Source organism: Sphingomonas changnyeongensis, assembly GCF_009913435.1.
Taxonomy (GTDB): Bacteria; Pseudomonadota; Alphaproteobacteria; order Sphingomonadales; family Sphingomonadaceae; genus Sphingomonas_B; species Sphingomonas_B changnyeongensis.
In genome coordinates this window covers 1,578,316-1,591,557 of record NZ_CP047895.1, presented here as the reverse complement: position 1 = coordinate 1,591,557, position 13,242 = coordinate 1,578,316, and the positions used below count along the sequence as shown (strand labels likewise).

11 protein-coding genes are annotated in these 13,242 nt (G+C 68.4%); 4 read left to right on the top strand and 7 right to left on the bottom strand.

Translation table 11 applies throughout. The features are described 5' to 3' along the window. From GVO57_RS07910 to zapE, 4 genes are all read right to left on the bottom strand, one after another. Window positions 1-2,922, bottom strand: a complete 2,922-nt coding sequence (locus tag GVO57_RS07910) for a 2-oxoglutarate dehydrogenase E1 component (protein ID WP_160592699.1) — start codon at window positions 2,920-2,922, stop codon at window positions 1-3. A 109-nt stretch (window positions 2,923-3,031) separates the two neighbouring features. Further along, window positions 3,032-3,916, bottom strand: a complete 885-nt coding sequence (gene sucD / locus GVO57_RS07905; protein ID WP_160592698.1) for a succinate--CoA ligase subunit alpha — start codon at window positions 3,914-3,916, stop codon at window positions 3,032-3,034. 77 nt (window positions 3,917-3,993) lie between these two features. Further along, window positions 3,994-4,959 carry a malate dehydrogenase gene (gene mdh, locus GVO57_RS07900; protein ID WP_160592697.1) on the bottom strand — a complete coding sequence of 322 codons (966 nt, stop codon included), beginning with the start codon at window positions 4,957-4,959 and terminating at the stop codon, window positions 3,994-3,996. 106 nt (window positions 4,960-5,065) lie between these two features. Beyond that, window positions 5,066-6,178: a cell division protein ZapE gene (zapE, locus tag GVO57_RS07895; protein ID WP_160592696.1), complete on the bottom strand. Its 1,113-nt coding sequence runs from the start codon at window positions 6,176-6,178 to the stop codon at window positions 5,066-5,068. 167 nt (window positions 6,179-6,345) lie between these two features. Between zapE and GVO57_RS07890 the strand changes: the two genes are divergently transcribed. The 3 genes from GVO57_RS07890 to GVO57_RS07880 are packed head-to-tail and all read left to right on the top strand — an operon-like array spanning window position 6,346 to window position 9,355. Then, the gene (locus GVO57_RS07890; RefSeq protein ID WP_160592695.1) at window positions 6,346-7,347 is read left to right on the top strand and encodes an efflux RND transporter periplasmic adaptor subunit; all 1,002 of its coding nucleotides are present in this window, start codon (window positions 6,346-6,348) and stop codon (window positions 7,345-7,347) included. Then, window positions 7,341-8,633 carry an ABC transporter permease gene (locus GVO57_RS07885; protein ID WP_160592694.1) on the top strand — a complete coding sequence of 431 codons (1,293 nt, stop codon included), beginning with the start codon at window positions 7,341-7,343 and terminating at the stop codon, window positions 8,631-8,633. Before GVO57_RS07890 ends, GVO57_RS07885 begins: the two co-directional genes overlap by 7 nt. Next, window positions 8,630-9,355 (top strand): ABC transporter ATP-binding protein, encoded by a 726-nt coding sequence (locus GVO57_RS07880; RefSeq protein ID WP_160592693.1) that lies wholly within the window; start codon window positions 8,630-8,632, stop codon window positions 9,353-9,355. The genes GVO57_RS07885 and GVO57_RS07880 overlap by 4 nt, the downstream gene beginning before the upstream one ends. Window positions 9,356-9,567: 212 nt before the next feature. On the opposite strand, the gene GVO57_RS07875 is transcribed toward GVO57_RS07880, so the two are convergent. Beyond that, complete coding sequence (locus GVO57_RS07875) at window positions 9,568-10,107, bottom strand: PaaI family thioesterase (protein ID WP_160592692.1); 540 nt, start codon at window positions 10,105-10,107, stop codon at window positions 9,568-9,570. 59 nt (window positions 10,108-10,166) lie between these two features. After that, a complete protein-coding gene (locus GVO57_RS07870; RefSeq protein WP_160592691.1) occupies window positions 10,167-10,952 on the bottom strand; it encodes a succinate dehydrogenase iron-sulfur subunit in 786 nt (261 codons plus the stop codon). Between the two features lie 129 nt (window positions 10,953-11,081). Here GVO57_RS07870 and GVO57_RS07865 point away from each other — a divergent pair, with 129 nt between their 5' ends. After that, window positions 11,082-11,990, top strand: a complete 909-nt coding sequence (locus GVO57_RS07865) for a LytTR family DNA-binding domain-containing protein (RefSeq protein WP_160592690.1) — start codon at window positions 11,082-11,084, stop codon at window positions 11,988-11,990. Between the two features lie 200 nt (window positions 11,991-12,190). Here the strand turns inward: GVO57_RS07865 and GVO57_RS07860 are convergent, their stop codons facing one another. Beyond that, entirely contained in the window at window positions 12,191-13,192 is a 1,002-nt protein-coding gene (locus tag GVO57_RS07860; protein WP_160592689.1) for a D-alanine--D-alanine ligase family protein, read from the bottom strand. Between the last annotated feature and the right edge of the window lie 50 nt (window positions 13,193-13,242).

Below are 13,242 nucleotides of genomic sequence, written 5' to 3'. Positions count from 1 at the left end.
TCAGCCCTTTTTCTGGCGCTTGATTTCGTCCCGCACGCTGTGGCCGAGAGCATCGGCGATCAGCGCGCCCTGTTCGCTCTGGTGCCGCTTCGCAAGGCCCGTGGCGGGCGACGCGGCGGCGGCGCGGCCGGCATAGCGGGCGCGGGCAGGCCCCACCCCGGCATCGGCCAGGCACTGTTCGATCAGCGGCTCGACAAAGAACCACGCGCCGTTGTTCTTCGGTTCTTCCTGCGCCCAGACCACGTCTTCCAGCCCGGTCATGCGCTTCAGCCGCACGGTCAGCGGCTCGCCCGGGAACGGATAGAGCTGCTCGATGCGGACGATGGCGGTGTGCTTGTCGCCCGCTGCGTCGCGCGCCTCCATCAGGTCATAGGCGACCTTGCCCGAACACAGCACCAGCCGGCGCACATCGGCATCGGCGGGGGCATTGGGATCCGACAGGATCCGCATGAAATGGCTGGCGCCCTGGAAATCCTCAGCCGCCGACACCGCCATCTTGTGCCTGAGCAGCGACTTGGGCGTGAAGATGACGAGCGGCTTGCGGAACGGCCGCAGCATCTGCCGGCGCAGGATGTGGAAATAATTGGCCGGCGTCGTGCAGTTGGCGACCTGCATATTGTCCTGCGCGCACAGCTGCAGATAGCGCTCGATCCGCGCCGAGCTGTGCTCCGGACCCTGGCCTTCATAGCCGTGCGGCAGCAGCATCACCAGGCCGTTGGCGCGCAGCCACTTGGCCTCGCCCGAGGCGATGAACTGGTCGATCATGATCTGCGCGCCGTTGGCGAAATCGCCGAACTGGGCTTCCCACATTACCAGCGTCTTCGGGTCGGCAAGCGCATAGCCATATTCAAAGCCGAGCACGCCATATTCGCTGAGCGGCGAATCCAGCACCTCGAACCGGCCGTGCGGCAGCGTCGTCAGCGGAACATATTTGGCCTCGCTGCGCTGATCGACCCAGACGGCATGGCGGTGGCTGAACGTGCCGCGGCCCGAATCCTGGCCCGACAGCCGGACGCCATAGCCCTCGGTCACCAGGCTGCCGAACGCCAGCGCCTCGCCGGTCGCCCAGTCAAACCCCTGGCCGGTGCGGAACATCTCGCGCTTCGCCTCGATGATGCGGGCAAGCGTCTTGTGGATGGTCACGTCCTCGGGAACCGTGGTCAGCGTGCGGCCAAGGCTGTCGAACAGCTTGGGCTCGATGCCGCTTTCCACATTGCGACGCGCGCTTTCCGAATCCGCGGGCGAATGCAGGCCGGACCAGCGGCCGGCAAACCAGTCGGCCTTGTTGGGCCGGTAGGATTTGGCAGCCTCGAACTCTTCTTCCAGATGCTGGGTGAAGGCGGATGCGGTCTGGTCGGCAAAGGCCGGATCGATCACCCCCTCGCCGCGCAGCCGGTCGCCATAGACCTGGGCGACGCCGGGCTTGTCCTTGATCCGCGCATACATCAGCGGCTGGGTGAAGCTCGGCTCGTCGCCTTCGTTATGGCCGAAGCGGCGATAGCACCACATGTCGATCACGATGTCGCGGCCGAAACGCTGGCGGAACTCGATCGCGATCTTGCAGGCAAAGGTGACGGCTTCGGGATCGTCGCCGTTCACATGCAGGATCGGTGCCTGCACCCCCTTCGCCACATCCGACGGATAGGGCGAGGAGCGCGCGAATTGCGGGCTGGTGGTGAAGCCGATCTGGTTGTTGATGATGAAATGGATGCAGCCGCCGGTATTGTAGCCGCGCACCCCGGAAAAGCCGAGGCATTCCCACACAATGCCCTGGCCGGCAAAGGCGGCATCGCCATGGATCAGCACCGGCAGCACCTGATTGTGCTTGTCCAGATCGTCGCGCGCCACCTGGGTCGCGCGCACCTTGCCGAGCACGACCGGATCGACCGCCTCGAGATGCGAGGGGTTGGGCACCAGCGACATGTGCACGCTGATCCCGTCAAACTCGCGGTCGGTGGAGGTGCCGAGGTGATATTTGACGTCGCCCGATCCGCCGACATCCTCCGGATTGGCCGAACCGCCGGAAAATTCGTGGAAGATGACGCGGAACGGCTTGGCCATGACATTGGCCAGCACGTTCAGACGGCCGCGATGCGCCATGCCATAGACGATCTCGCGCACGCCCATCTGGCCGCCATATTTGATGATCGCCTCAAGCGCGGGGATCATCGCCTCGCCGCCGTCAAGGCCGAAGCGCTTGGTGCCGACATATTTGCGGCCCAGGAACTTTTCGAACTGCTCGCCGCGGATGACGGCCGACAGGATCGCCTTCTTGCCCTCGGGGGTGAACTGGATGACGGCGTCCTTGCCCTCCATCCGTTCCTGCAGGAAGCGCCGCTCCTCGGTGTCGGCGATGTGCATATATTCAAGGCCGACCGGCCCGCAATAATTGCGCTGCAGGATCGCGACCAGCTCGCGCACCGTCGCGGTTTCGAGGCCGAGCGTGCCGCCCAAATATATGGGCCGGTCGAGATCGGCACCGGAAAAGCCGTGATATTCGGGCGTCAGATCGGCCGGCAGCTCGCGCTTCAGAATGCCGAGCGGGTCGAGCTGGGCGGCCAGATGCCCGCGCACCCGGTAGGTGCGGATCAGCATCATCGCGCGGATGGAATCGGCGGCGGCACGGGCGACCGCGCCCGGATCGGCCGGCGCGGCGGCGGCAGGTGCCGCCTTGCGCGGATCGGCCTTGGGCGGCACCGCCATCTGGGTCGGGTCGAGCGCCGCGGTCAGCGCGTCGGTGTCGGCCGGCGGCCAGTTGCCGCGCTTCCAGCTCGGCCCGTCGATGCTGGCTTCAAGCCCTTCGAAAAAGCCGCGCCAGCCGGCCTCGACCGAGGCGGGATCGGCGACATAACGGCGGTAAAGCGCCTCGACGAACGACGGCGACACGCCCTCGATATCGAATGACTGGCCTTCAAAACCCATGATCTTCATCCGTCCATGTCGAGCAAAGTCCAGAAACGCCCCGGTCCGGCCCCTCTCGTGCCGGCCAGACCGGCCGGCACGAACGGATGCAGGGTCAATCGGCTCTCGCTCAGCCCTTCAACACTTCTAGCAGGGTCTGGCCCAGTTCGGCCGGGCTGGGGCTGACGCGGATGCCCGCCGCCTCCATCGCCGCGATCTTGTCTTCCGCGCCGCCCTTGCCGCCGGACACGATCGCGCCGGCATGGCCCATGCGCCGCCCCGGAGGCGCGGTGCGCCCGGCGATGAAGCCGACCATCGGCTTCTTGCGGCCGCGCTTGGCCTCGTCGATCAGGAACTGGGCGGCCTGCTCCTCGGCGTCGCCGCCGATTTCGCCGATCATGATGATCGACTTGGTGTCGTCATCGGCCAGGAACAGTTCGAGCACGTCGATGAAGTTGGTGCCGTTGACGGGATCGCCGCCGATGCCGACCGCCGTGGTCTGGCCAAGGCCGGCGTTCGAGGTCTGGAACACCGCTTCATAGGTGAGCGTGCCCGAACGCGACACGACGCCCACCGAACCCTTTTTGAAGATGTTGCCCGGCATGATGCCGATCTTGCACTCATCGGGGGTCAGCACGCCCGGGCAGTTCGGGCCGATCAGCCGCGACTTGGAGCCAGACAGGGCACGCTTCACCTTCACCATGTCGAGCACCGGAATGCCCTCGGTGATGCAGACGATCAGTGGCACTTCGGCGTCGATCGCCTCGAGGATCGAGTCGGCGGCGAAGGGCGGCGGCACATAGATGACCGAGGCATCGGCTCCGGTCGTGGCGACGGCTTCATGCACGGTGTCGAACACCGGCAGGCCGATATGGGTGGTGCCGCCCTTGCCCGGCGTCACGCCGCCGACGACCTGGGCGCCATAGGCGATCGCCTGTTCGGAATGGAACGTGCCCTGGGCACCGGTAAAGCCCTGGGTGATGACCTTGGTGTGCTTGTTGACGAGAATCGACATGGATGCGCTTTCTTTCTTCGTCACGCCAGCCGCGGCTGGCCCTTGGCCGCGCGCCCGGCCGGGCGCGCGGCCGGATCTCAGCCCTTCAGGCTTTCATCGATGTTCTGGCAGGCCGCGACCAGTTCCTTCACGGCGTCGACCGACACCTGCAGATTGGCCTTGGCTTCGCCCGACAGCTGGATCTCGACGATCTTTTCAACGCCGCCCGCGCCGATGATCACCGGCACACCGACATAGAGGCCGTCCTGGCCATATTGACCGTCCAGATAGGCCGCGCAGGGCAGCAGGCGCTTCTGGTCCTTCAGATAGGCCTCGGCCATTTCGATGCCGCTGGTCGCGGGCGCATAAAAGGCCGAACCGGTCTTGAGCAGGCCGACAATCTCGCCGCCGCCCGAACGGGTGCGCTGGACGATCGCGTCGATGCGCTCCTGGGTCGACCAGCCCATCTTGATGAGATCGGGGATCGGAATGCCGGCCACGGTCGAATATTCGACGACCGGCACCATGGTGTCGCCATGCCCGCCGAGCACAAAGGCGGTCACGTCCTGCTTGGCGACGCCGAATTCCTCGGCCAGGAAATGGCGGAAGCGGGCGGAATCGAGCACGCCGGCCATGCCGACGACCTTGTTGTGCGGCAGGCCCGAAAACTCGCGCAGCGCCCAGACCATCGCATCGAGGGGATTGGTGATGCAGATCACGAACGCGTTCGGGGCATGCGCCTTGATGCCCTCGCCCACCGCCTTCATGACCTTGAGGTTGATGCCCAGCAGGTCATCGCGGCTCATGCCCGGCTTGCGGGCGACGCCGGCGGTGACGATGCAGACATCGGCACCGGCGATGTCGGCATAGTCGTTGGTGCCCTTGAGCGCGCCTTCGCGCGCCTCGATCGGGCCGCACTGGTTGAGGTCGAGCGCCTTGCCCTGGGGAATGCCGTCGACAACGTCGAACAGGACGACATCACCCAGGTCGCGGGTGAGCGCGAGATGCGCGAGAGTGCCGCCGATATTGCCCGCGCCGATGAGCGCGATCTTGTGCCGTCCCATATTGAGCCTTCTCCCGAATGTTTGCGGTCCGCTTAGGCGCGATTCGTTAAGGCTTCAACCTCGGGAAAGTGATTATTTTTGCAAATGAGAACGATGTGCAATAACGTCAGCGCACGCCATGGCCCAGCGCCATATAGGCGTCGGACTGCATCTCCATCAGCCGGCTGACCGTGCGTTCGAACTCGAACCGCCCGTCGCCCTCGACATAAAGCTCGCCCGGCGCGGCGTCGGCGCCGGCGATCAGCTTGACCCGATGTTCGTAAAGCGCGTCGATCAGGGTTACAAACCGCGCCGCCTCGTTGCGGTTTTCCGGGCCAAGCCGGGGAATGCCGACCAGGAACACCGTGTGATACCGCCGCGCGACCGCCAGATAATCGGCCGCGCCGCGCGCGGTGCCGCACAGTTTCCTGAACGAAAACACCGCGACCCCCTTCAGCGATTTGGGCACGGCGAGCGTCCGCCCGCCGCCGAGCGGCAGCTCCTCGGCGGGCACATGGGCGCTGTCTTCGGGCGGATAATCGGTCAGGCGGAAAAACGCCTCGCGCAGCCGCTCGGTCGTCTCCGGGCCATTGGGGGTCAGCCAGGTCGTCACCCCGGCCAGGCGCGCGCGCCGGTAATCGACCGGGCCGTTGAGCGCGATCACGTCCAGCCGCGCGCGCAGCAGATCGATGAACGGCAGAAAATGCTCGCGGTTCAGCCCGTCCTTGTACAGATCCTCGGGCGCGCGGTTCGATGTCGCGACCACGGTCGTCCCACCGGTGATCAGCGCGGTGAACAGCCGCGACAGGATCATCGCATCGGGCGAGTTGTTGACGACCATCTCGTCAAACGCGATCAGCCGCGCCTCGCCCTTCAGATCGGCGGCAACCGCCGGGATCGGGTCGCCCGTCTCGCTCTGCCGCGCGATGCGCAGCCGGTCATGCACCTCGAGCATGAACTCGTGGAAATGGACGCGGCGTTTCACGCCAATGTCCAGTTCGTTGAAGAACAGGTCCATCAGCATCGATTTGCCGCGCCCGACCCCGCCCCACAGATACAGGCCGCGCGGCGCCTCGGGCTGGCGGCCGGCCAGCCGCCACAGCAGCGAACCGCGCCGGGGGCTAGCCTCAAGCTGGTCGGCAAGCTGGCCGAGCCGGGCGGCGGCATCGGCCTGGGCGGGGTCGGGACGCAGCTCGCCGTCGCGGACGAGCGTCTGATAACGGGCAATGATCTTGTTCACTGCCGCGCCGATATCTGCCCGGAGGAAGCTTGAAAAGCCGCCGTCGCCCGAAACCGCTGCCGGCGGGCGGCACGACCGGCCGGGCCGCGACATCCGCAACAGGCCTTATTCCACCCCCATGCCGACACCGCTAAGCCGGGGGTGCGGGGGATGAAAAGGGGCGCGCAATGACCAGCCGGGCGATGCTGACGGGCCTTGCCATTGCCGCTGCGGCGGCGATCGGCCTGTGGGCGCTGTTCGGCCGCGCGCCGGCGGTGAACGGTGTGCGCGCCACCACCGGCCCGGCGCTCGACCTTGTTTACGCCACCGGCTTTGTCGAGCCGGAACGGCCCGTGACGCTCGCGAGCCGGGTGACCGCACCGGTCGTCGCCGTGCTGGCGGACGAAGGCATGGCGGTGCGCGCCGGCCAGACGCTCGTCCTGCTCGACGATGGCGAACAGCGCGCCCAGATCGCCCAGCTTGCCGCCCAGACGCGCGAGAGCGATGCCGCCGAACAGCGCGCCCTGACGCTGTTCGCCCGCGGCTTTCTGGCTGCCGCAGGCCGCGACCGGGCGGTCGCCGCCGCACGGTCCGCCCGCGCCGCCGAAGCCGGGGCGCGCGCCCGGCTCGGCCAGTTCGCGCTGCGCGCCGGGCTGGACGGGGTGGTGCTGCGCCGCGATGTCGAGCCGGGCGATCTGGCAAGCCCCAGCCGCACGCTGATGACGCTGGGCGATCCCGCCCGGCTGCGCGTGACCGCGACGGTCGATGAGCGCGACATTCCGCGCATCGCCCCCGGCCAGCGGGTGCTGATGTCCACCGCCGCCTATCCGGGCCGGATCATGCGCGGGCGGGTGCGCGCGGTCACCCCCGGCGGCGATCCGGACCAGCGCGCCTTCCGGGTCAGGATCGCGCCCGATGCCGGGCCGCCACTGCCGGTCGGGCTGACGCTTGAGGTCAACATCGTCACCGCCGCGCGCGACAATGCGGTGCTGGTGCCCAGCCGGGCGCTGCGCGACGGGCAGATCTGGACCGCGGAGGGCGGCACTGCCCGGCCGGTCCGCGTGACGGCGGGGATCGAGGGCGGCGAGCGGACCGAAATCCGGCAGGGCCTGACCCGCAATGCCTGTGTACTGCCCGATCCGCCGCCCGGGCTGCGCGCCGGCCAGCGCATCCGGCTGGGCGGATGCTGAGCGGCGCGGACCAGCCGGGCGGCGCCCCTGCCCCGCTCTCCGCCCGCCTGCCGCTGCTCGCCGGGATCGCCGGCACCCATTTGGCGAAACGCGCGCGCCAGACCCTGGTCGCGGTGGCGGGCGTCGCGGTGGGCGTCGGCTTTTTTCTGGCCGTGTCGGCGCTGATGATCGGCAGCCAGAATGATTTCATCGAAACGCTGATCGATGCCGCGCCGCATGTGGTGATTTCAGACGAGCTGCGCAGTCCGCCGCCCCAGCCGGGGCTGGCGGCGATGCCGGGGGCGGCGATCCGGCTGCGGGGGTTCAAGCCGCGCACCGAAGTGCGCGGGCTGCGCGGCTGGCCGCAGATCGTGGCGGCAGCCGAGGCCGAGCGCGGGGCCATCGCCTCCCCCTCGCTGTCGGGGGCGGTGACGCTGCGCGCGGGCGGGCGCGAGGAACCGCTGGCGCTGGTCGGCATCGATCCGGCGATCGAACGGCGCATCTCGACAATCGAGGAGCTGCTGGTCGCCGGGCGGCTGCGCAATCTGGAAACGACGCAGGGCGGCGTGATCATCGGCGAGGAACTGGCCGGGCGGCTGGGCGTGGGCATGGGCGACATTGTCGGCGCCACCTCGGCGCGCGGCGGCACAAGGTCGCTCAGGATCGTCGGGCTGTTCGGCAAGGGCCGGGGCGCGCTGGGCGCGGCATCGGGCTATGTGCTGCTGCGCGAGGCGCAGTCGCTGACCGGCCAGCCCTTCGTCATCAACCGCATCGGCGTCAGGCTCGCCGATCCCGCCCGTGCCCGCGAAAGCGCCGCCGCGCTGGAGGCGCGGTTCGGCTACAAGGCCGAAAGCTGGCAGGAACGATCAGCGGATTTCCTGGCGCTGCTGCTCACCCGCAACGTCATCATGTACAGCGTCGTCTCCGCGATCCTGCTGGTCGCCAGCTTCGGCATCTACACGGTGGTGTCGACCGCCGTGACCGACAAAAGGCGCGACATCGCCATCCTGCGCTCGATCGGCTTTTCGCAGGGCGATCTGCAGACGGTGTTCGTGATGCAGGGGATCGCGATCGCGCTGATCGGCGTGGTGGCGGGCTTTGCGCTCGGCACCGGGCTCATGGAGATATTGGGCAGCCTTGAGTTCACCATCCAGGGCAAGACCGAGCATCTGCCGCTCGACCGCAGCCCGCGCCAGTTCCTGATCGCGGGCGGTGCCTCGCTCGTCTCGGCCACGATCGCCGCCTGGCTGCCGGCGCGCAAGGCGGCGCGGGTGGACCCGGTCGACATCCTGCGCGGCGCGGCATGACCGGCCCCGCCGCCACCCCCCTGCCCGCCGGTCCGGCAGAGCCACCGCCGATCCTGAGCGCGCGCGGGCTGGGCCGCGTGCTGCCCGGCGACCCGCCGGTGGCGCTGGTGACGGGCGTCGATCTCGACATCCGGCCCGGGCGGTTCGTGACCGTGATCGGCCCGTCGGGCTGCGGCAAATCCTCGCTGCTCTATCTGCTCGGCCTGCTCGACCGCCCGACCATGGGCACGCTGACGCTCGACGGGGCCGATACGGGCGGCATGTCGGGCGATGCGCGCGCGCGGGCGCGGCTGCGCCGGTTCGGATTCGTGTTCCAGTTCCACTTTCTGCTCGGTGAGTTCAGCGCGCTCGACAATGTGCTGCTGCCGATCCGGCGGCTGGGCGCGCTTGCCCCCGCCGCGGCGCGCGCGCGGGCGATGGCGCTGCTCGAGATGATGGGGCTGGCCGATCAAGCGGCGAAGACGCCCGACCGCATGTCGGGCGGGCAGCGCCAGCGCGTCGCCATCGCCCGCGCCCTTGCCAACGACCCGGCACTGGTGCTGGGCGACGAGCCGACCGGCAATCTCGACAGCCAGAACAGCGCCCGCGTGGTCGAAATCCTCCGCGCGCTCGCCCATGACGAGGGGCGCGCCGTCGTCTGCGTCACCCATGACGGCGACATCGCCGCCGCCGCCGACACGCGCATCCACATGCGCGACGGCCGCATCGAGCGGATCGACTGAAAAGGCGGGCGGGGTGTTTTTTGCCGCGCCTTACGGTATGTTTGTGTCGCGCCTGACGGCGCGGGGGCGGCACCGGCCCGCTCCCCCACCCGGCCACCCAACGGCAGGATACGCTATGGGTGGCCGGGTGGGGGAGCGGGCCGGTGCCGTTCTTCCCAATCAACAAACTCTCGGCGCCGCGACCGCGCCGTCGGGCGCGCGACATACAACGCTCAGCGCCGCGCGGGCTTGCGGATCGTTCCCGAATAGCTGGCGCAGATCTGCGTCCCGCCGGCTGCGTCCTGCTGCTCGATCAGCCCGCGGACGAACACCAGCCGCCCGGTTTCGCGCAGCACCTCAGAGACGAGGTCGAGCGGCCGGTCGATCGCCGCGCCGGCGATGAACTGGGTCGACAGGTCGAGCGTGACCGCCACCCCGGCCTCGACAATGCCGTGCAGCCGCGCGGTCGCGAACAGCGCGACATCGATCATGCCAAGCAGCGCCCCGCCATGCACATTGTCCGACAGGTTGGACTGGGCGCGGGCCGGAAAGGCGCGCAGCCGCACCCGGCCATCCCCGTCGCGCCGGACGATCAGCGGGCCGAGCGCGGTGTTGAACCGGTCCGCATCCGACAATTCCCAGCGCAGCCAGCCCGGATGATCGGGATGCGGATCGTGGATGAACGCCGGATGGCGGATCTCGGCCGCAAGCGCCTCTGCCGCATCGGTGTCCGGCGCGGCGTCGATATCATGCGCGGGGGCGCGTGCTGCCATGTCTGTTCACCCTGTCGCCGGAGCGGCTGCGCCGGTGCGGGGCACCGGCACGGCCTGCATCAGATCGCGCGTTCGACGACCATCTTCTTGACCTCGGCGATCGCCTTGGCCGGGCTCAGCCCCTTGGGGCAGACATTGGCGCAGTTCATGATCGTGTGGCAGCGATACAGGCGGAACGGATCCTCCAGCTCGTCCAGACGCTCGCCGGTCTGCTCATCGCGGCTGTCGGCCAGCCAGCGATAGGCCTGGAGCAGGATCGCCGGGCCGAGGAACTTGTCGGAGTTCCACCAATAGCTCGGGCACGAGGTCGAGCAGCAGGCGCACAGGATGCATTCGTACAGCCCGTCGAGCTTCGCCCGGTCTTCGGGGGTCTGCAGCCTTTCCTTGCCCGAGGGCGGCGGCGTCACCGTCTTCAGCCAGGGCTGGATCGACGCATATTGCGCGTAGAAATGGCTGAAATCGGGGACCAGATCCTTGACCACGTCCATATGCGGCAGCGGGGTGATCCGGATATCGCCCTTCACATCCTCGATCGCCTTGGTGCAGGCGAGCGTGTTGCGCCCGTCGATGTTCATCGAGCAGCTGCCGCAAATGCCCTCGCGGCACGACCGGCGGAAGGTGAGCGAGCTGTCCTGCTCGCCCTTGATCTTGATGAGCGCATCAAGGACCATCGGCCCGCAGCTGTCGAGATCGACCTCGAACGTGTCGTAGCGCGGGTTTTCGCCGCTGTCGGGATCGTAGCGGTAGATCTTGAAGCGTTTGACGCGCGTCGCCCCCGGCGCGGCCGGGAAGGTCTTGCCATCCTTGCGAATGACGCTGTTCTTGGGCAACGCGAACTCAGCCATGGTCTTACCCGCTTGTTTTTGGTTCCGCACGCCAGATAGGCCGGAGTGCGCCAGACCTCAACCGTCTGTATGCACATCCCGGATGCCAAGGCGGGGTGACCGGAGGGTTAATGGCCGGAAAGGGGAAAAGTGACCGATAGCGGGCGCACCGCCGAACAGACCACCGGGCGCGGCGTCTCCGCCCCGGCCGCGAAAGCCGCCGGACGGGCGCGGACCGCGCGGTCGGCGCGCGAACTGCTGGCGCTGCTGGTGCTGGCGGTGCCCGCCGCACTCGCAACCGGGCCGGCAGGGCTGTCGGCAGCCGAGCTGCGCGACTGGGCGGCGGCGATCCTCTGCGGCTATTTCTGCGCCCGGCCGGTCGCGGGCTGGGCCGGCACATTGGCGGCACGGCTTGGCATCACCCGGGCGGCGATCCTGGCGGCGGGCGGCGGCATCGCCGTGCTGCTGCTGTGGCTGGCCGCAACCGGGCTGGGCTTTCCCGCCGGTGCCGATGGCGCTGGCCGGGCACTGATGGCCGCCTTGCTCGTCGCCGCCACACTGGCCGTCGCGGGCATCGGCAGGTCCGGTCACGCAGCACCGGCGGCGATCAAGGCGGCGGCAGACAGCCGGCCCGCGCCCTCACCAGCGCCCCAGCCCGCGCCGTCGCCCCCGCGCCTTGCGGTCGTGCCGGGCCCGGCGGCCCCCGCCCCTGCAGCCGCTCCCCCTGCAACCGCTCCCGCCCCGCGCCCCGATTTTGTCGACCGGCTGCCGGAGGCGGTGCGCGGCATGGTGCTCGCGCTCGAGGCGGAGGATCATTATCTGCGCGTCTACACCGATCGCGGCACCGCGCGGATCTTCCTGCGGATGCGCGACGCGCTGGGCGAACTGCCCGCTGACAGCGGCACCGCCGTCCATCGCAGCTGGTGGGTCGCGCATATCGCGATGGCCACGCTCGAACGCGACGGCCGCAACCATAATCTGCGGCTGATCAACGGCCTGATCGTGCCGGTCAGCCGCGATCGGGTGGCGGACCTGCGCGAACGCGGGCTTGGCGGCTGAGAGATTGCCTGCCCGGGGGCGGCGTGTTTTTTGCCGCGTCTTACGGCGCGGGGGCGGCACCGGCCCGCTCCCCACCCGGCCTCCCATAGCGTAACCTGCCGTTGGGAGGCCGGGTGGGGGAGCGGGCCGGTGCCGTTCTTCCCAATCAACAAACTCCCGGTGCCGCGACAATAAAAAACCCCGGCGCCGCGACAAAAGACTCAGAACAGCCCGTGGCGCTTCATCGATTCGGCCAGGATCGTTTCGATCAGCTGCGCCTGGGTCAGCCCCGCCCGCCGGGCGGAGCGGCCGAACACCTTTTCCGACCACAGATTGCAGTTGAGATTGACCTCGAGGAAGTTGACCTCCCCGGTCTCGGGGTTTACGCGGAATTCGTAGCGGCCATAATCGAACGGCACGAACTCGCCCATGATCCGGCGGGTGTAATCGGCAATCTGCGGCATCAGCCGGGAATCGTCGAAATCGACCAGCTGATATTTCTGCGCCCGGTCGACCAGATCGCGCTTTTCATAATAGGTGCGCAGATGGCTGGGATCGGCCTGTTCGAACAGCATCATCGGCATGATCACCGGATCGCCGATGGTGATGACCGGCACCTCGACGTCCGAGCCGTTCAGAAACGGCTCAAGGATCGCGTCATGGCCCATGTCGTGGATTTCAGCGACCGCGCGCACGACACCCGGCCAGTCATGCGCGTCCATCACCCCCCAGCTGGCCGACGAGGCATTGGGCTTGATCACCATCCGTTCGGCCATCGGCACGCCGGCCTCGGTCACGGGCGCGCCGCGCCGGAAGATCGCCCAGGGCGCGGTCGGCACGCCGCGCGCGCGCACCGCCAGCTTGGTCAGGTGCTTGTCGTCCGACAGGCCGCGCAGGATCGGCGAGGCGCCCAGATAGGGAATGCCGAGCCTGGTGCACAGCAGGGGCAGCAGCATTTCCGAGTTCAGGAACCCGCCCCGGTTGAGCAGCGGGAACACGAAATCCACGCCCGGATTCTGGAACAGCGCGTCATAGCTGTCGGCAAGCAGCAGGTTGAGGCCCAGCTCCTCAAGGATCGTGCGGACCTCGACATGATAGAGCGCATGGTTCCCGTCTTCGGGATGCAGCCCGCCGCCCCATTTGGCGTGCTTGGCGATGAACATCACCCTGAGGCGCGCGCGCGCCGCATCGGGAATGGCGGTCGGACGGATGATATCGGTCATGGCGCGCCCACATAAGCGCGCGCCCGCCATTCTCCAAGGCAACGGGAAAG